We start from the raw sequence: 19286 nt of genomic DNA, 5'->3' as shown, positions 1-19286 counted from the left end.
AGATAGAGAATAAGATTATTTTGCTGCCGCAGCAGGAGCCCATACTTTATCTAATGCGCCTAAAAGAGCATTACTTGCACCTTGTTGGCCTAAGAATTGGGTAATAACGGGAATAAACTTATTGATCATCGCAGGATCCATTCCTAGAACTGAGAACACTTTATCAATGTTAGCTTGGTTGCTAAGTAGCTGGCCAAGTCCCATTGGTAATGAGTCCGTTAATTTTTCAGCGCCAGGGATCAATTTAGCCAGTTCGCTTCCTTGTGGACCTGAAAGTTGACTTGCAGCCATGCCTAGTAATGCGCCTGCACCACCGGCTGCTTGTTCAGGTTTAACACCGAGTTCAGAAATCAGGGTTTTTGTTAGCGGGTTTTCTGCAACTTGGCTAACCACTTGATCGGCACTTTCGCCACCGAAAATATCAGATAAGCTAAAAGCGTAACTCATGGCGCTTGATGATAGCAATGCAACTGCTGCAACAGTCGTTACGATACGATGTTTTTTCATGGGGAGACTCCTTAGTAAAGATTAATACCGAAGTCTTTTAAATCAGAAATTGACTTGGGTATGTCAATCCTAGTGAAGATTTGTCTTGTTGCAATGATTTTTTGTTATTTGAATGACGTATAGGTATAAAAACGGCGCTCATAGCGCCGTTTATTTATTTGTTCAAGCTTGATATCTTATAGGATATCTAATAGCTCTACTTCAAATACTAGTGCTGCATACGGAGGGATTGCAGCACCTGCGCCGCGCTCACCGTAAGCTAGGTTTTGTGGAATAGACAGTTTCCACTTAGAACCTACAGGCATCATTTGAAGAGCTTCAACCCAACCAGCAATAACGCCAGTTACAGGGAATTCTGCAGGTTGACCACGAGATACAGAGCTGTCAAAAACAGTGCCATCTGTTAGCATACCGTGGTAGTGCACACGAACTTGCTTGTCTGAAGTTGGAATTTCGCCAGTACCTTCAACAAGAACTTCGTACTGAAGACCAGAATCAGTTACTGTAACTTCTGCACGTTGTGCATTTTCAGCTAGGAATGCTTCGCCATCAGCTGCTGCTAGTTTAGCTTGTTCTTGACGAGCTGCATCTGCTGTTGTGTGAAGTTCACGTAGTGCATTGTTGATGTCATCAACTTCGATTTCTGGCATTTCGCCAGCTAGAGAAGTTGCGATACCTTTAGCAATAGCTGCTACGTTTAGGCCTTCAAGACCGCTTTGTGCTAGTTGTTGGCCCATTTGTAGACCAATACCGTAGCTTGCTTTAGTCTCAATTGTATCTAGTTTAACGTCAGACATTATTGTCATCTCTTAATGTAGAATGAATTAAAGCAGGCAGGATAACAGTTTAGCCCCCATCGGGTAAATGTTTGTAACTAATATTCGCTAATTGCGTGACATATGAAGCTTTGGAGTGCTGTATATGGGAAAGGTAAATCGCCGTTCAAATAAAAAAAACGCTAACCTGCAACCACCAATGAAACTCAATTTTGGTGCAATAAAGGCAAAGTGCAGTGAGCGTGTATCTGGTGTATGTCAGGTATGGCAGCGTTTCCCTCGGTTTCATCGTTGGGCGTTAGTCGTTATTGTGCCCGTATTTATTGGTGCGCTAATGCTGCCATCAACCAAAGAATTAGAAGGTCAATCTGACGGTGTACCGATGCGGCGTGATATTGCCTTAAATTTAGGCAATAGTGATGTGGCAAGTCAGGTGACGTCGGAGCCTAATACTCAAACTGAAAATAATCCAGATGGCAATGGTAAGCACAGTGCGGTTAAACGTACCGATGTTGTATTAGACAGCGCTGATATTAAAGAAGATTCAGGTATGAAAGCGAGGGGAGGCATGGAAGATCGCGGCCCAGCACCTGAGCGTAAACCGATGACTTCAAAAATCTATCCGATTAATGGTGGTAAGGTCTACACCATTGATACCGCTACTCATAAACCCGTGGTCGCTGCAAAAGCTGCGGTAAAGACAGCGCCAGTATCAACGCCAAAGGCGACTCAGCAGCCAGCAGGTGCCGCGAACCAATGGTACAGTTATAAAGTGCCTGCTGGGGATACGTTAGCCAATATTTTCCGTAATAAAGGATTACCACTCGGTGATCTTTATGCTATTGCGAAAGTTGAAGGTGCGGGTAAACCGATTAGCCGTATTCAAGCAGGGCAGACATTACGTTATCGTCAAAACAGCCGTGGTGAAATTAGTGGCTTACAAATTTTAGGTAATGGTGTTTCTGCTTCGTATGCAGTTAATGCTAGTGGCCGTTTTTATCGTCAATAAATTTGCAATGGTTATACGTTAAAATAATAAGCCGCCAGTTAAGGCGGCTTATTATTTTTAAGTGATAAATGTTTAATCTGCGTTATGGCTTATGTTCTGTGGTGAGCGACGGATTTTCGGCCATGGTGCCATTGGAATAATGATCAATAGAATACCTAACCCCGTGAGTAGATCGGGGATCTCGTCAAACCAAAGATAACCAAATATCGCGACAAAAATCAGCCCAGAATACTCCGCAAGTCCAATCTTATAAGTCTCACTTTGACGGTAAGCCGCAACACAACAGCCTTGATAACCTAATGTAAATAACGCACTTGCAGCAATCAATAACCATTGTTTGGGCTGTAATGGCTGCCAATATTGGTAGGCTAATAGGCTTGATATGGGTAACGATAAAATACCTGTCCAAAATAGGGTACTGATAATCGGTTGTTGTGGGGGCAGCTTACGTACTAAAACATTGTATAGCGCTAATGTTGAGGCGGTGCCTAATGCGGCAAATGCGGCCCAATGAAATTGATCGGGGCGTAGCACAATGACGATACCAATAAACCCGACCGCAGTTGCTAATACTTTTTCTTTATTTGGTCGCTCACCTAATACCAGCATTGATAATGGCAGCATGAGTAATGGTGCGGCGTAAAATAAGGCATTGGCGGTAGCTAATGGAAGGTAAGTTAAGGCAATCAGCAGCATGCCACTACCCGCTAATACAAGATGGGCACGGATTGCATTCACCTTCCAATGCCCAATATCACGCTGAGCGGGGGTTAATTGTAACCATAATGGTGCAATTAGGATCACGCTCAATAATTGGCGAATAAACATGTACTGAAATGCCGATACGCTACCGTCTAATAATTTTACCGCCACATCAGACAGTGACGACGATAAATTACCGCAAATTAAAATAGCAATACCGATTGAAACCGCAGACCAGCGCATTAGGTGGGATCTTGTAATAACTGCATATCAACATGGGGAATGCCATCTTCAAGGTACATATCTGACGTTTGGGTAAATCCATGAGACTGATAGAACGCCACTAAATATTGTTGAGCGCCAATTTCAATTAGCTGCTGTGGCCAAATTTTCTCGGCATGGGTTAATCCCTGACGTAATAATTGATGTCCTAAACCATGCTTACGCTGACTTGGTGTTACTACAACTCGTCCAATACTGACATTATCATAAGTAACACCAGGGGCTAATAAACGTAAGTATGCGACGAGTTCATTGTTTACGTAACCTAACAAATGGAACACATTTGGAGCGCGGTCGTGATCATCAAGATCGGGATACACACAATTTTGTTCAACGCAAAAAATCTCTGAGCGTAGTTTTAATAGATCATAGAGCTGGTGGGTTGTTAATTCGTCAAAGGGTAAACACTGCCATGTCGTCATGGTTAAGATCCTGAATTCGGTATGATGTGAGTAGTGTACCGATTTACGCCAAAAATGAAGTTAACAATGGTTAATTTTTAAGATTAATTTCACCACTCGCGAGCCGTTTTTTGATTCGACTTAAACTAATGGAAGTAATACCTAAATAAGAAGCCAATTGGTAATCGGTTATGCGCCCAACTAACTCGGGGAAATGATCACTAAACAGTTGTAACCGTTGCTTCGGAGTATGCATGAGCATAAAGCGTTCTTTGTGCTCTTTATGCAGTAATTGACGTTCTAATAAGGTCTGATACAACGGGTGCTGCTGCTGACGCCATTGCTGAAATAGGGTAATGGGTAACATGATTAATTGGCTGGCAGATAATGTTTCTAATAAATAGGCTGAGGGCGCGTCATTAATTAAGCTTTCAAAGCCAATAATAACATCTTGATCCCAATAGAACTCTTTACTGAATTGTTTACCTTGTTCGGTTAAATAACACGCATGGCACAAACCGTTTAATAAAAAGTAGCAATGGGTTGGGGTTTGCCCTTGGTGTAATAAAATATGACGAGTCGGAAGATCTAGTGGTTCAGCAACGGCAATGACATCGTTGATAGTGGCGGTATCTGCACCTAGCTGAGTTAAGAAAGCCGCTAATTCAGAATGGTTATTTAAAGGCATAAGCGAGTTAATGAATAAAAAGAATGATAGTGGCAGTGTATCAAAAAAATACCGCAACCAAGGCTGCGGTATATAGATATTTTATTGAGGGGAATTATTTACGCGTTTGAAGATCTAATTGATAAATAGCAAACCCACCCGGCGTGGTGTTGACTTGTTGCATTGGGTATTGGCCTTTATCTTTAATAAATTTCGCTGCTTTATCACTGTTCGCTGTTTCAAATTGAATCTTTAACTTCTTATCACTTTTCAGTGGTGTGAAGTGCCAGTTATTATCTGCACTTGGAACAACTTGACCTTTCTGTTTGCTCACGCGACTGATGTAATCTGATAATACAGTGCGATTTTCATCCGGTGAGGCAAAGGCAACGAACGCTTCACCTGTACCTGCAAACTTACCGCTGTACGCGCGGTAATTATTGGTCGCGATTAAGAACGTTTGCTCTAAATCAATCGGTTTGCCATTAAAGCTTAAATCTTTAATACGATTAGCGGTTGGATTAATCAGTTTACATTCACCGTCGTATTTTGCTGGTTGTGAAATATCAATGTTGTATTTTACGCCATCAATGACATCAAAATTGTAAGTACGGAAACCATCCCAGTTAATAAGTCCTTGTGGCTTCTCACTGTTAATATCAATTTGATTAAATTGTGCCGCGGAACATTCTAGCCATTCTTGAACATCTTTACCTTTTACCTTCATCGCAACAAGGGTATTGGGGTATAAGTATAAGTCAGCCGCGTTACGGAATGTTAGTTGGCCTGCTTCTACTTCGGTGTAGTTGCCTGCGTCATTACCACGACCGCCAGCTTTAAATGGGGCAGCTGCTGATAATACGGGTAAACCATCAAGGTCGGGGTCACCTTGAATAAAGCGTTCAACGTAATCTTTTTGGGCCAAGTTAACAATTTGTACTGTTGGGTCGTCTTGAACCAAGGCTAAATAGCTGTACATTACATCACTGGCTTTACCAATCGGCTGGTTAACAAAGTCACGGGTAGCGTTATGATCAATTTTTACTGCCGCGACTAATTTTGGATCGGCTTTGATTAATGATTTTTGGTTGGCTTTATCAAAGATAGGACGCGCTTCAGTTTGGGCTGAGGTCACCTTCCAGCTATTACCTTCTTTGTCTAACACCAAATCCATAATACCCACATGATCACCCCAACGACCAGGCATTACTGCAGGAATACCATTGATGGTGCCTTTGTTGATGTCAGCACCTGGTAGATTTGCAAAATCTTTACTTGGGAATACCGCATGCGAGTGACCAAATGCAATCGCATCAATCCCTTTTACTTGGGTTAGGAAGTAGACTGAGTTTTCTGCGCCGACTTTATAAGGGTCTGCTGAAACGCCAGAGTGTGGAATGGCGATAATAATATCAGCGCCTTCGGCTTTCATTTGAGGAATGAATTTCTCTGCAGTTTGCTTAATGTCTTTTGCTTCTACTTTGCCTTCAAGATTGTTTTTATCCCACACCATAATTTGTGGCGGAACAAAGCCAATGTAACCAATTTTTAGTTTTTGGTTGTTGCCATCGTTATCTTTAAAGGTGTAATCCTGAATAAGGTAAGGGGTAAATAAATTTTTACCGGTTTTTAAATCATAAACATTGGCATTGATATAAGGGAAATTTGCCCCCTCAATACTGGTATCAAGGAACTCAAGCCCATAGTTAAATTCATGGTTACCAATATTACCTACCGCATAACCGAGTTGGTTCATCACTTTATAGACAGGGTGCACTTCGCCTTTTTTAATACCTTTTGCTGCCATGTAGTCACCCATAGGGCTACCTTGCAACAAATCACCGTTATCGACTAACACACTATTAATGACTTCAGCGCGTGCTTTTTCAACCAAGGTCGCTGTACGGACTAACCCCGTTTTATCAGTCGGCTTATCTTTGTAGTAATCGTAATCCATTACATTTGTATGAATATCTGTTGTTTCAAGAATACGTAATTTAATCGTTTCTGCATTTGCGGGGCCTGCTAGTAATAGCAAACCGCCTAAAACAGCGATTGATAAAGGCTTAACAGATAGTGTCATGTGTTTCTCCAAAGGGTAGGTAAGGAAAGCGTGCCTAAAATAACAAATCTTATGCAGTTACTATCTGAACCCGTCACATAATTGTGCTTTAACTCTCATTTTTTATATGCATAACCATTATTAAGCGGTGAAAGAATCGCAATATTTGATTCAAAACGAAATGGTGTTGATTAAATTAAGAAAGAAAAGGCATAACTTAGGTTCGAAGTGATATTTGAATATTCTTCATTTTGCTTACTGCTAGCTATTTATATCTGCTTTATATTTATTTGCGGTTGATCATTCTATTCGATCATGAAATTAGGATTGTTGAATTAATAACCAAACTTTTTGATATAAAAAATGAAACTTTAGAATTTCAAGTAATATCACGAGCTCTCTATAGTGGTTACAGAACACCAAGGAGAGTTAACAATGGATTATTTACCAATATTTGCGGATTTAAAGCGTCGACCCTGTTTGGTTGTCGGTGGTGGTAATAGCGCATGGCGCAAAACTCAAATGTTATTAAAAGCGGGTGCCGATGTGGGGGTTATCGCGTCTAAGCTTAATGCTGATTTTACCACGGCGATTGCTGCTAACCAGATCCGCTTTGTTGGTGACACATTTTCTCCCGCGAATCTTGATGGGATTTTTCTAGCCATTGCCGCAACGCCACATAAAGCGCTGAATGCTCTGGTTTACCAATCAGCCAATCAACGTCAAGTGTTAGTGAATGTTGTTGATGATACTCAACGTTGTAGTTTTATTGTGCCTTCTATTGTTGACCGCTCACCGATCATTGTTGCTATTTCATCATCGGGTAAAGCACCCGTTTTAGCGCGTTTATTGCGTCAAAAACTAGAAGCAACATTGCCACAGCATTTAGGCAAAATGGCGACTATTGCAGGCGGTTTTCGTGACTATCTTGCCACCAAGATTTCTACCTTTTCTAGCCGTCGCGCCTTTTGGGAGCAAGCATTTAATGGTCGCTTTGCAGATTTGGTTGCTGTCGGTCGTCATAGTGAAGCCCAACAAGCATTACATCAACAGTTACAACAGCACACGTCACCTGTTGGGCAAGTTGCGTTAATTGGTGCCGGCCCTGGTGATGCGGGGTTACTAACTTTACGTGGTTTGCAATTAATGCAGCAAGCGGATGTGGTGTTGTATGACTACCTTGTTTCCGATGAAGTGATGGCGTTGGTACGTCGTGATGCAGAACTTGTTTGTGTTGGTAAAAAAGCGGGCTTTCACAGTGTGCCGCAAGAGCAAACCAACCAATTGATTGTTGAATATGCCCAACAAGGCAAACGTGTAGTGCGACTTAAAGGTGGTGATCCGTTTGTATTTGGTCGTGGTGCAGAAGAATTAGAAGTGCTGGTGGAGGCGGGGATTGATTTTCAAGTTGTTCCCGGCATTACAGCCGCCGCTGGTGCCACTGCTTATGCAGGTATTCCATTAACCCACCGTGATTATGCTCAAACAGCAATGTTTATTACTGGGCACTTAAAGCCTGATGGTAAACAACTTGATTGGTTAACATTAGCGCGTGGTAATCAAACATTAGTTATCTACATGGGGCTAATGAAATCCAGTCATATTCAACAGCAGTTATTACAACACGGCCGCGCCCCTAATACCCCAATCGCGATTATTGAACGTGGTACACAAGCCACTCAAAAAGTATTAACCGGACAATTACATGAACTTGCTGATCTAGCACAACATGCTGCATCACCATCATTAATTGTGGTCGGTGAAGTTGTAAAGCTATCACATAAATTAGCTTGGTTCACAACAAAGGAACAGTTACAGCCGCAACCTGAAGCGGCAGTGAAACTGGCATAACATGGAGAGAGTGATGGACCCGAAACGTTTAACCCACCTCAAGCAGCTTGAAGCCGAAAGTATTCATATTTTGCGTGAAGTTGCGGCTGAGTTTGATAACCCAGTCATGATGTATTCCATAGGTAAAGATTCATCCGTGATGTTGCATTTAGCCCGTAAGGCTTTTTATCCGGGTAAAATTCCATTTCCACTATTGCATGTCGATACCACATGGAAGTTTCGCGAAATGATTGAATTTCGAGACCGTGCCGCTGAAAAATACGGTTTTGATTTATTAGTCCATCAGAACCCAGAAGGGGTGGCGATGGGTGTTGGACCTTTTACTCATGGTTCATCAAAGCATACCGACATTATGAAAACCCAAGGCTTAAAACAAGCTCTCGATAAATATGGATTTGATGCTGCGTTTGGTGGCGCTCGGCGTGATGAAGAGAAATCACGTGCGAAAGAGCGAGTGTATTCATTCCGCGATAAAAACCATAGTTGGGATCCAAAAAACCAACGTCCTGAATTATGGAAAACCTATAACGGTCAAATTAATAAAGGTGAAAGCATTCGCGTGTTTCCACTCTCCAATTGGACTGAACTTGATATTTGGCAATATATATTCTTAGAGCAAATTGAAATTGTGCCACTGTATTTATCCCAAGTACGCCCCGTTGTTGAGCGAGATGGAATGTTAATCATGGTTGATGATGAGCGACTAGAGTTACAACCGGGCGAAACGATTCAACAAAAAAGTGTCCGTTTTAGAACCTTAGGGTGTTATCCATTAACGGGAGCGGTGGAATCAACGGCTGATACGTTACCGGGGATCATTGAAGAAATGCTGGTGGCGACATCCAGTGAACGTCAAGGACGAGCTATCGATCACGATCAATCTGGCTCAATGGAATTGAAAAAACGCCAAGGTTATTTCTAAGGAGAGAATAATGAACAGTGTCATAGAACAACAGGTGGCAGAGCTTGGAATCGAAGCTTATCTCGATCAGCATCATAATAAATCTCTGTTGCGATTTTTAACTTGTGGCTCCGTAGATGACGGTAAAAGTACCTTAATTGGTCGTCTGCTGCATGATTCTCACCAAATTTATGAAGATCAACTAGCCGCAATTCATACTGACAGTCAAAAAGTCGGTACCACGGGTGATAAGCCAGACTTAGCGTTATTAGTCGATGGTTTGCAAGCTGAGCGTGAACAAGGGATCACCATTGATGTTGCTTACCGTTACTTCTCGACCAAAGCGCGTAAGTTTATTATTGCTGATACCCCAGGGCATGAGCAGTACACCCGTAATATGGCAACTGGTGCTTCAACCTGTGATGTGGCGGTTATTTTAATCGATGCTCGTAAAGGGGTATTAGATCAAACCCGTCGTCATTCTTATATCGCTAGTTTACTCGGTATTCGCCAATTTATTGTGGCAGTTAATAAAATGGATTTGGTTGATTTTGACCAAACACGGTTTGAAGAAATTCAGCAGCAATACCTTCAGTTTTCAAAAAAGCTCAATCCTAATATCAATATTCAATTATTGCCATTATCTGCCTTAGAAGGCGATAACGTTGTTAGTCAAAGTGCCAAGATGGCGTGGTATCAAGGCGAGCCATTGTTAACATTATTAGAGCAAGTTGATTTATTCACTGATGATGACTCACCAGTGTTACGTTTTCCGGTTCAATATGTAAACCGTCCTAATCTCGACTTTCGTGGCTTTGCTGGCACATTAGCCTCAGGCGAACTAAAGGTAGGGCAACGAGTAACAGCATTACCATCAGGAAAAACATCAACCGTAGAGCGAATCGTAACTTTTGATGGTGATTTAGCATTTGCAACTAAAGGTCAAGCCATTACGGTTACCTTAGCGGATGAAATTGATATTAGTCGTGGTGATACGTTAATTGCAGCCGAAGACGAAGTGCCATTAAGTAATAATGTACTGGCTGATATCGTGTGGATGGGGGAAACCGCATTAACGCTGGGACGTCAGTATGATATTAAAGTGGCAGGTAAAAAAACGCTAGGTAGTGTAAGTGCGATACGTCATCAAGTTGATATTAATAGTCTTGATACCTTTGCAACCGAGACATTACCCCTTAATGGCATTGGTTTATGTGAGTTCAACTTACATGATGCAATTGCCGTTGATAGCTATCAAACTTGTAAAGATACTGGCGGGTTTATCATTATTGATCGATTAACCAATGTCACTGTTGGTGCTGGTTTAATTCGTGAACCATTAGCCATCGATAACAGTCGTCGTTATTCAACGTTTGAAGTTGAATTTAATGCACTAGTCCGTAAGCATTTTCCGCATTGGGATGCAAAAGATATCGGTCAATTACTGGAGTAATGTGAATGAGCTGGGAACAAGCTACTGTGCTGGCAATGCTAGTAGTGATTATTCTCTGCTTGCTCACTACGAAGATTAAACCTGCGTATTTATTTGCTGGCTGTGCATTTATTGGTTTTCAAGCGAACTTAATTGAATTACCTGCTATTGCCGCAAATTTTACCAATTCATCATTATTAACCTTAGTGTTATTAATCTTGGTCTCCATTGCTCTTGAAAAAACCCGCTTAATTAGTTGGGTTGGGCGGCAAATTTCACAAGGTGATCATAGCTCTGTTGTGGCTAAGCTGGGCTTATCGACCGCATTATTGTCCTCCTTTACCAATAACACTGCGGTGGTGGTGTCATTAATAGGGGCGATAAAGCGTAATCAACGCCATGCCCCCTCTAAATTATTACTGCCGTTATCTTATACCGCTATTTTAGGTGGCACATTAACGCTAATTGGTACATCAACGAACCTTATTATTAATAGTTTTGTAGAAGATATTGGTTTACCTAGCCTGGGCTTTTTTGCACCCACCATGATTGGCTTAGCGGTGTTAGTTATTGGATTAATGATTTTAATTCCACTGAGTTATTTTTTACCGAATAACGACGATGACAGTGAAGAACAGCTGCCTTATTTCTTAGAGGCGCGAGTAAAAAGTCATTCACCGTTAATAGGAAAGAGCGTCACTGAAAATGGACTACGTGCATTACGACGTTTATTTTTAGCTGAGCTTATCCGTGAGGGTAAGACTATAGCCCCTGTTTGCCCTGAAACTAAATTACAAGCCGGAGATCGATTATTGTTTTGTGGTGATATTGAAAGTGTTACCACCTTACAAGAAATAGAAGGACTGCATTTATTTGGTCAGCACCATCTTAATGGTCAATCGATGATGGAGGTTGTGGTCAGTCATTCTGCTGCTATTTGTGGTCGTACCTTAAAGAGCACTCAATTTCGTGAAAACTTTGATGCGGTCGTGGTCGCCATCCGTCGCGGTCATGAACGGTTAGCTGGTGGCTTGGGTAATATTGAATTACGCGCGGGTGATACGTTAGTTATTGTACCGGGGAAATTGTTTAACCAAAAACAAGCCATGCTGGAACGCGAGTTTGTGCTAGTTAATGGTCTTGATTCAAGTGCACGTTTAGACCGTTACCGCAGCACAACAGTATTGGTCGGTTTTTTAAGTGTGATTGTATTGGCTTTAGCGGATTGGCTGCCATTGATTAAAGGGTTAGCCGTTTATTTGGTACTGCTGGTGGGATTAGGGATTATTTCCTTTGGTGAGCTTCGACGTCGATTTCCGATTGATATTGTAGTTATTGTTGGATCAGCATTAACGCTGGCACAATTAATGATAACCAGTGGTTTATCACAGCAAATGGGCCAAGCACTTATTACCGCATTTAATGGCTGGGGAGTGTATGGCGGATTAATTGCAGTTTACTTACTTACATTAATACTAACTGAGTTGATCACTAATAACGCTGCCGCTGCATTAGCGTTCCCAATAAGTTATAGCTTGGCGCTGGGCTATGGTATCGATCCGATGCCTTTTATTATGGCGGTACTGTTTGGCGCTAGTGCGAGTTTTATTTCGCCGTATGGTTATCAAACCAATCTACTCGTGTATAGCGTCGGTAATTATAAAATTCGAGATTATTTAAAACTGGGGTTACCGCTTTCAATTGTGTATTCCACTGTAGTGTTGATCTTGATCCCAGTCGTCTTCCCTTTTAACTAAATTAACAATGGAATATGTTATGAATACGACCACGAAGCCCCATGACGATAACAATAATATTGTCTGGCATAGTTATAGTGTGACTAAAGATCAGCGAGGACAGCAAAAGCAGCAGCAGCCTTGCGTGTTATGGTTTACTGGATTAAGTGGTGCAGGTAAGTCGACTGTTGCTGGTGCTCTTGAACATAGACTCTTGGCATTGGGTTATCATACCTATTTATTAGATGGTGATAATGTTCGCCATGGTTTGTGTAAAGATCTTGGTTTCTCTGCTCAAGATCGACGAGAAAATATCCGTCGAATTGGTGAAGTCGCTGTGTTAATGGCAGATTCAGGATTGATCGTACTGAGTGCGTTTATATCTCCTCATCGTGAAGAAAGACAAATAGTACGAGATTTACTGCCACAAGGTGAGTTTATTGAAGTGTTTGTTGATACCCCTTTAGCTGAATGCGAAAAGCGCGATCCTAAAGGGTTATATAAAAAAGCACGAGCGGGTGAAATAAAGCAATTTACAGGTATTGATGCAGAGTACCAATCGCCTTTACAACCTGAAATTCATTTAGCCGCTGATAGTCATAATATTCATGAATTGGTTGATCAATGTATTAACGCTTTACGTAGTCGAAGTATTATTGCGTGATCATCGGTAATAGGAGTACCGTAAGTGACAACATTACTTGATGCTATATACACTACCGCATTGGATGCGGGTAAATCGATAATGGCGCATTATCACAGTAATATAGCGATTGAAAATAAAGCAGATAATAGTCCGGTCACTATTGCTGATCTTGCTGCAAATGAAATTATCATTAATCAGCTACAACAACTGACACCCGATATTCCTATCTTATCTGAAGAGTCGCCACAGACCGATTGGCAACAGCGTCAACATTGGCAATCTTTTTGGCTGGTGGACCCATTGGATGGCACCAAAGAATTTATTAATAAGAACGGTGAGTTTACCGTTAATATTGCGCTGATTGAAAATGGGAAACCTATTTTAGCTGTTGTTTATGCTCCCGCATTAAATAAAGCATGGCTGGGTGATGGAAAAACAGCTTGGCTAATGACTAAAGCAGGTAAAGAGGTTATTCGTCTTTTACCTTCAACTATACCAACTGTGGTTGGTAGTCGTTCACATCCTTCGGTTGAGTTAGAGGCTTATCTTCAACAACTAGGAGATCATAAATTAGTGGCAGTGGGATCATCATTAAAGTTTTGCTTAGTGGCTGAAGGGCGAGCTCAATATTACCCGCGTTTAGGACCAACAATGATGTGGGATACTGCAGCTGGTCAATGTATCGCTGAAAGCGCAGGCGCTACAGTGAATGATCTGGATGGTTTTCCCCTTCGTTATGATCGAGAGTCACTATTAAATCCTTATTTTGTTGTCTCTTAACTATATACAATCAACTAAATGTCATGGATTGATTAAATACTCAACATTATTTTTAAATAGCGACTATTGTTTAATAGCGTTATTGTATGAATATTGACTCTTTTGTGGCTTTTGGTTGGTATTACTAGCATTCGCATTAAAAAAGCAAATAAACAATTGTCATCCTTCCTGTTATCTCTATAATGCACCCCAACGACACGGAATACGTGCGGTTAGTAAGTTATTTACAACCTGTGTGTAACTTGTCGATAAGCGGTTTATAAAAATCATTGCGGTAATTGACGGTTCTTGTCTTACATTAAGCTATGAAAACTGCAGTCTTGACTCGAATATTATTCGAGTGGTTGAAAATATAATTTATTTTTAACGCAGGACAGGTCAATAAAGGGTTTGTTAAATATAATTTTAAAAAACTTGTTGACTTTAAACTGGCGCGGAGTAATATACGCAGCCTCAGCCAATACGATGTATTGTGCTAACGTTCTTTAACAATTTGACCATGCAATCTGTGTGGGCACTCGTTGAATAGTTAAGTCGAAAGATTTATCAATGAACTGAGTGACCAATACAAAATAACGTAAGTTGTTTTGGCACAGTCAATTCATTACCATTCTGTTCCTCTTTGTAGAAACAGAAGCGGTAATAGCTTTAAAATTACTAAGGTAGTTTTGAAGTCAGTATTCATTGAGCCGTCTCGAAAGAGACAACAAAACTTTAATTGAAGAGTTTGATCATGGCTCAGATTGAACGCTGGCGGCAGGCCTAACACATGCAAGTCGAGCGGTAACAGAAAGAAAGCTTGCTTTCTTTGCTGACGAGCGGCGGACGGGTGAGTAATGCCTGGGAATATACCCTGATGTGGGGGATAACTATTGGAAACGATAGCTAATACCGCATAATCTCTTCGGAGCAAAGAGGGGGACCTTCGGGCCTCTCGCGTCAGGATTAGCCCAGGTGGGATTAGCTAGTTGGTGGGGTAATGGCTCACCAAGGCGACGATCCCTAGCTGGTCTGAGAGGATGATCAGCCACACTGGAACTGAGACACGGTCCAGACTCCTACGGGAGGCAGCAGTGGGGAATATTGCACAATGGGGGAAACCCTGATGCAGCCATGCCGCGTGTATGAAGAAGGCCTTCGGGTTGTAAAGTACTTTCAGTTGTGAGGAAGGCAGTTAAGTTAATAGCTTGGCTGTTTGACGTTAGCAACAGAAGAAGCACCGGCTAACTCCGTGCCAGCAGCCGCGGTAATACGGAGGGTGCGAGCGTTAATCGGAATTACTGGGCGTAAAGCGCATGCAGGCGGTCTGTTAAGCAAGATGTGAAAGCCCGGGGCTCAACCTCGGAACAGCATTTTGAACTGGCAGACTAGAGTCTTGTAGAGGGGGGTAGAATTTCAGGTGTAGCGGTGAAATGCGTAGAGATCTGAAGGAATACCGGTGGCGAAGGCGGCCCCCTGGACAAAGACTGACGCTCAGATGCGAAAGCGTGGGGAGCAAACAGGATTAGATACCCTGGTAGTCCACGCCGTAAACGATGTCTACTTGAAGGTTGTGGCCTTGAGCCGTGGCTTTCGGAGCTAACGCGTTAAGTAGACCGCCTGGGGAGTACGGTCGCAAGATTAAAACTCAAATGAATTGACGGGGGCCCGCACAAGCGGTGGAGCATGTGGTTTAATTCGATGCAACGCGAAGAACCTTACCTACTCTTGACATCCAGAGAATTCGCTAGAGATAGCTTAGTGCCTTCGGGAACTCTGAGACAGGTGCTGCATGGCTGTCGTCAGCTCGTGTTGTGAAATGTTGGGTTAAGTCCCGCAACGAGCGCAACCCTTATCCTTGTTTGCCAGCACGTAATGGTGGGAACTCCAGGGAGACTGCCGGTGATAAACCGGAGGAAGGTGGGGACGACGTCAAGTCATCATGGCCCTTACGAGTAGGGCTACACACGTGCTACAATGGCGTATACAGAGGGCTGCAAGCTAGCGATAGTGAGCGAATCCCACAAAGTACGTCGTAGTCCGGATTGGAGTCTGCAACTCGACTCCATGAAGTCGGAATCGCTAGTAATCGTGAATCAGAATGTCACGGTGAATACGTTCCCGGGCCTTGTACACACCGCCCGTCACACCATGGGAGTGGGCTGCACCAGAAGTAGATAGCTTAACCTTCGGGAGGGCGTTTACCACGGTGTGGTTCATGACTGGGGTGAAGTCGTAACAAGGTAGCCCTAGGGGAACCTGGGGCTGGATCACCTCCTTACCTAAAGACTTATGCTGTTTTATGCAGTGTCCACACAGATTGCTTGGTAAAATTAGTTATTAGAAAATAGCGAAAGTGCTAATTAATGCAAACGCATTGATTAACGCTTTTGCGTTATGCTCTTTAACAATCTGGAAAGCTGACTAGTAAATTTAATCGAAAGATTAATTTTAAAAATGTTTTTATTCTCTGAATAAAAACGAGTTCTCAAAACATACACATTCAAGTGTCTGTGTTTGCTTTCACTTTTTAAAGTGAAGACAAATAAATGAGTCCGGCGAAAAACCAATGTTTAATATTTTCTTGATCGGATTATTAAACGCAAACCTTGGTTGTTTGAACATACAAGACCTCTTGGGGTTGTATGGTTAAGTGACTAAGCGTACACGGTGGATGCCTTGGCAGTCAGAGGCGATGAAGGACGTATTAACTTGCGATAAGCCCAGATTAGGCAGTAAAAGCCTCTTGAGTCTGGGATTTCCGAATGGGGAAACCCACTTGCATAAGCAAGTATCATTAACTGAATACATAGGTTAATGAGGCAAACCGGGGGAACTGAAACATCTAAGTACCCCGAGGAAGAGAAATCAACCGAGATTCCGGTAGTAGCGGCGAGCGAAACCGGATTAGCCCTTAAGCTAGTTCTGCGTTAGGTGAAGGTTCTGGAAAGTACCGCGATACAGGGTGATAGCCCCGTAACCAAAAATGCATTATTAGTGAAATCGAGTAGGACGGGACACGTGATATCCTGTTTGAACATGGGGGGACCATCCTCCAAGGCTAAATACTCCTGACTGACCGATAGTGAACCAGTACCGTGAGGGAAAGGCGAAAAGAACCCCTGTGAGGGGAGTGAAATAGAACCTGAAACCGTGTACGTACAAGCAGTAGGAGCCCACTTGTTGGGTGACTGCGTACCTTTTGTATAATGGGTCAGCGACTTAATTTTAGTAGCAAGGTTAACCGTTTAGGGGAGCCGTAGGGAAACCGAGTCTTAACTGGGCGTCATAGTTGCTAGGATTAGACCCGAAACCGAGTGATCTAGCCATGGGCAGGTTGAAGGTGAGGTAACACTTACTGGAGGACCGAACCGACTAATGTTGAAAAATTAGCGGATGACTTGTGGCTAGGGGTGAAAGGCCAATCAAACTCGGAGATAGCTGGTTCTCCCCGAAAGCTATTTAGGTAGCGCCTCGGACGAATACTACTGGGGGTAGAGCACTGTTAAGGCTAGGGGGTCATCCCGACTTACCAACCCTTTGCAAACTCCGAATACCAGTAAGTACTATCCGGGAGACACACGGCGGGTGCTAACGTCCGTCGTGAAGAGGGAAACAACCCAGACCGCCAGCTAAGGTCCCAAAGTTATAGCTAAGTGGGAAACGATGTGGGAAGGCTCAGACAGCCAGGATGTTGGCTTAGAAGCAGCCATCATTTAAAGAAAGCGTAATAGCTCACTGGTCGAGTCGGCCTGCGCGGAAGATTTAACGGGGCTAAGCTATACACCGAAGCTGCGGCAATATGACTTGTCATATTGGGTAGGGGAGCGTTCTGTAAGCCGTTGAAGGTGCATTGTAAAGTGTGCTGGAGGTATCAGAAGTGCGAATGCTGACATGAGTAACGATAAAGGGAGTGAAAAACTCCCTCGCCGGAAGATCAAGGGTTCCTGTCCAACGTTAATCGGGGCAGGGTAAGTCGACCCCTAAGGCGAGGCCGAAAGGCGTAGTCGATGGGAAACGGGTTAATATTCCCGTACTTCTTATAATTGCGATGGAGGGACGGAGAAGGCTAGGTGAGCCTGGCGACGGTTGTCCAGGTCCAAGTATGTAGGCTGATGAATTAGGCAAATCCGGTTCATCTTAAGGCTGAGATACGATGTCGAGCTACTACGGTAGTGAAGTCATTGATGCCATGCTTCCGGGAAAAGCTTCTAAGCTTCAGATTATAAGAAATCGTACCCCAAACCGACACAGGTGATCAGGTAGAGAATACCAAGGCGCTTGAGAGAACTCGGGTGAAGGAACTAGGCAAAATGGTACCGTAACTTCGGGAGAAGGTACGCTCCTAGCGGTGATGAGACTTGCTCTCTAAGCTGCCGGGAGTCGCAGATACCAGGTGGCTGCAACTGTTTATTAAAAACACAGCACTGTGCAAAATCGAAAGATGACGTATACGGTGTGACGCCTGCCCGGTGCCGGAAGGTTAATTGATGGGGTTAGACTTCGGTCGAAGCTCTTGATCGAAGCCCCGGTAAACGGCGGCCGTAACTATAACGGTCCTAAGGTAGCGAAATTCCTTGTCGGGTAAGTTCCGACCTGCACGAATGGCGTAATGATGGCCACGCTGTCTCCACCCGAGACTCAGTGAAATTGAAATCGCAGTGAAGATGCTGTGTACCCGCGGCTAGACGGAAAGACCCCGTGAACCTTTACTATAGCTTGGCACTGAACATTGACCCTACATGTGTAGGATAGGTGGGAGACGTTGAAGCAACCGCGCCAGTGGTTGTGGAGTCAATCTTGAAATACCACCCTTGTATGCTTGATGTTCTAACGTTGACCCCTTATCGGGGTTACGGACAGTGCCTGGTGGGTAGTTTGACTGGGGCGGTCTCCTCCCAAAGAGTAACGGAGGAGCACGAAGGTGGGCTAATCACGGTCGGACATCGTGAGGTTAGTGCAATGGCATAAGCCCGCTTGACTGCGAGAATGACAATTCGAGCAGGTGCGAAAGCAGGTCATAGTGATCCGGTGGTTCTGAATGGAAGGGCCATCGCTCAACGGATAAAAGGTACTCCGGGGATAACAGGCTGATACCGCCCAAGAGTTCATATCGACGGCGGTGTTTGGCACCTCGATGTCGGCTCATCACATCCTGGGGCTGAAGTCGGTCCCAAGGGTATGGCTGTTCGCCATTTAAAGTGGTACGCGAGCTGGGTTTAGAACGTCGTGAGACAGTTCGGTCCCTATCTGCCGTGGGCGTTGGATGATTGAGAGGGGCTGCTCCTAGTACGAGAGGACCGGAGTGGACGAACCGCTGGTGTTCGGGTTGTATCGCCAGATGCATTGCCCGGTAGCTAAGTTCGGAATCGATAACCGCTGAAAGCATCTAAGCGGGAAGCGAGCCTCAAGATGAGTCATCCCTAGACCTTTAAGGTCTCTAAAGGGTTGTTGAAGACTACAACGTTGATAGGTCAGGTGTGTAAGTGCTGCGAGGCATTGAGCTAACTGATACTAATTGCCCGTGAGGCTTAACCATACAACACCCAAGGGGT

Annotated in this window: 13 protein-coding genes and 2 rRNA genes; 9 read left to right on the top strand and 6 right to left on the bottom strand. The window is 43.5% G+C overall.

Annotation, left to right across the window (positions count from 1 at the left end):
• Positions 1-15: 15 nt before the first annotated feature.
• On the bottom strand, positions 16-507 hold the full coding sequence (locus ACJZU6_RS00120; protein WP_107277059.1) for a DUF2780 domain-containing protein: 492 nt from the start codon (positions 505-507) through the stop codon (positions 16-18).
• Positions 508-683: 176 nt separating this feature from the next.
• Positions 684-1304 (bottom strand): FKBP-type peptidyl-prolyl cis-trans isomerase, encoded by a 621-nt coding sequence (locus ACJZU6_RS00115; RefSeq protein WP_080158640.1) that lies wholly within the window; start codon positions 1302-1304, stop codon positions 684-686.
• A gap of 124 nt (positions 1305-1428) precedes the next feature.
• On the opposite strand from ACJZU6_RS00115, the gene ACJZU6_RS00110 reads away from it, so the two are divergent.
• Positions 1429-2292: a LysM-like peptidoglycan-binding domain-containing protein gene (locus ACJZU6_RS00110; protein WP_080158639.1), complete on the top strand. Its 864-nt coding sequence runs from the start codon at positions 1429-1431 to the stop codon at positions 2290-2292.
• Between the two features lie 72 nt (positions 2293-2364).
• Here the strand turns inward: ACJZU6_RS00110 and ACJZU6_RS00105 are convergent, their stop codons facing one another.
• From ACJZU6_RS00105 to ACJZU6_RS00090, 4 genes are all read right to left on the bottom strand, one after another.
• Positions 2365-3237: a DMT family transporter gene (locus ACJZU6_RS00105; RefSeq protein WP_408900497.1), complete on the bottom strand. Its 873-nt coding sequence runs from the start codon at positions 3235-3237 to the stop codon at positions 2365-2367.
• Positions 3237-3698, bottom strand: a complete 462-nt coding sequence (locus ACJZU6_RS00100) for a GNAT family N-acetyltransferase (RefSeq protein ID WP_045040771.1) — start codon at positions 3696-3698, stop codon at positions 3237-3239. Before ACJZU6_RS00100 ends, ACJZU6_RS00105 begins: the two co-directional genes overlap by 1 nt.
• Before the next feature lie 70 nt (positions 3699-3768).
• Complete coding sequence (locus ACJZU6_RS00095) at positions 3769-4365, bottom strand: Crp/Fnr family transcriptional regulator (RefSeq protein ID WP_107277062.1); 597 nt, start codon at positions 4363-4365, stop codon at positions 3769-3771.
• Between the two features lie 94 nt (positions 4366-4459).
• On the bottom strand, positions 4460-6427 hold the full coding sequence (locus tag ACJZU6_RS00090; protein ID WP_408900496.1) for a bifunctional 2',3'-cyclic-nucleotide 2'-phosphodiesterase/3'-nucleotidase: 1968 nt from the start codon (positions 6425-6427) through the stop codon (positions 4460-4462).
• A 414-nt stretch (positions 6428-6841) separates the two neighbouring features.
• Here ACJZU6_RS00090 and cysG point away from each other — a divergent pair, with 414 nt between their 5' ends.
• From cysG to ACJZU6_RS00050, 8 genes are all read left to right on the top strand, one after another.
• On the top strand, positions 6842-8257 hold the full coding sequence (gene cysG / locus ACJZU6_RS00085) for a siroheme synthase CysG (RefSeq protein WP_408900495.1): 1416 nt from the start codon (positions 6842-6844) through the stop codon (positions 8255-8257).
• Between the two features lie 13 nt (positions 8258-8270).
• Positions 8271-9179 carry a sulfate adenylyltransferase subunit CysD gene (gene cysD / locus ACJZU6_RS00080; protein WP_107237932.1) on the top strand — a complete coding sequence of 303 codons (909 nt, stop codon included), beginning with the start codon at positions 8271-8273 and terminating at the stop codon, positions 9177-9179.
• Between the two features lie 10 nt (positions 9180-9189).
• Positions 9190-10611 carry a sulfate adenylyltransferase subunit CysN gene (gene cysN, locus ACJZU6_RS00075; protein ID WP_408900494.1) on the top strand — a complete coding sequence of 474 codons (1422 nt, stop codon included), beginning with the start codon at positions 9190-9192 and terminating at the stop codon, positions 10609-10611.
• A 5-nt stretch (positions 10612-10616) separates the two neighbouring features.
• The gene (locus ACJZU6_RS00070) at positions 10617-12347 is read left to right on the top strand and encodes an SLC13 family permease (RefSeq protein WP_408900493.1); all 1731 of its coding nucleotides are present in this window, start codon (positions 10617-10619) and stop codon (positions 12345-12347) included.
• Between the two features lie 19 nt (positions 12348-12366).
• Positions 12367-12990, top strand: a complete 624-nt coding sequence (gene cysC / locus ACJZU6_RS00065) for an adenylyl-sulfate kinase (RefSeq protein WP_408900492.1) — start codon at positions 12367-12369, stop codon at positions 12988-12990.
• Between the two features lie 24 nt (positions 12991-13014).
• Entirely contained in the window at positions 13015-13752 is a 738-nt protein-coding gene (gene cysQ, locus ACJZU6_RS00060) for a 3'(2'),5'-bisphosphate nucleotidase CysQ (protein WP_080158629.1), read from the top strand.
• A 715-nt stretch (positions 13753-14467) separates the two neighbouring features.
• Positions 14468-16012 (top strand): 16S ribosomal RNA (locus ACJZU6_RS00055).
• A 366-nt stretch (positions 16013-16378) separates the two neighbouring features.
• Positions 16379-19270, top strand: a 23S ribosomal RNA gene (locus tag ACJZU6_RS00050).
• Together the 16S and 23S rRNA genes form the textbook arrangement of a ribosomal RNA operon.
• Positions 19271-19286 lie beyond the last annotated feature (16 nt).

Origin of the sequence: Photobacterium piscicola (assembly GCF_046058925.1) — a bacterium.
GTDB lineage: Bacteria > Pseudomonadota > Gammaproteobacteria > Enterobacterales > Vibrionaceae > Photobacterium > Photobacterium piscicola.
This window is presented reverse-complemented; position numbering and strand designations above follow the sequence as displayed.

Excerpts from the sequence above, each read along its gene's own strand:
- cysG (WP_408900495.1), top strand. The coding sequence starts at position 6,842 with ATGGATTATTTACCAATATTTGCGGATTTAAAGCGTCGACCCTGTTTG.
- ACJZU6_RS00115 (WP_080158640.1), bottom strand. The coding sequence starts at position 1,304 with ATGTCTGACGTTAAACTAGATACAATTGAGACTAAAGCAAGCTACGGT.
- ACJZU6_RS00090 (WP_408900496.1), bottom strand. The coding sequence starts at position 6,427 with ATGACACTATCTGTTAAGCCTTTATCAATCGCTGTTTTAGGCGGTTTG.
- cysC (WP_408900492.1), top strand. The coding sequence starts at position 12,367 with ATGAATACGACCACGAAGCCCCATGACGATAACAATAATATTGTCTGG.
- cysD (WP_107237932.1), top strand. The coding sequence starts at position 8,271 with ATGGACCCGAAACGTTTAACCCACCTCAAGCAGCTTGAAGCCGAAAGT.
- ACJZU6_RS00070 (WP_408900493.1), top strand. The coding sequence starts at position 10,617 with ATGAGCTGGGAACAAGCTACTGTGCTGGCAATGCTAGTAGTGATTATT.
- ACJZU6_RS00110 (WP_080158639.1), top strand. The coding sequence starts at position 1,429 with ATGGGAAAGGTAAATCGCCGTTCAAATAAAAAAAACGCTAACCTGCAA.
- ACJZU6_RS00105 (WP_408900497.1), bottom strand. The coding sequence starts at position 3,237 with ATGCGCTGGTCTGCGGTTTCAATCGGTATTGCTATTTTAATTTGCGGT.
- ACJZU6_RS00095 (WP_107277062.1), bottom strand. The coding sequence starts at position 4,365 with ATGCCTTTAAATAACCATTCTGAATTAGCGGCTTTCTTAACTCAGCTA.
- ACJZU6_RS00100 (WP_045040771.1), bottom strand. The coding sequence starts at position 3,698 with ATGACGACATGGCAGTGTTTACCCTTTGACGAATTAACAACCCACCAG.
- ACJZU6_RS00120 (WP_107277059.1), bottom strand. The coding sequence starts at position 507 with ATGAAAAAACATCGTATCGTAACGACTGTTGCAGCAGTTGCATTGCTA.
- cysN (WP_408900494.1), top strand. The coding sequence starts at position 9,190 with ATGAACAGTGTCATAGAACAACAGGTGGCAGAGCTTGGAATCGAAGCT.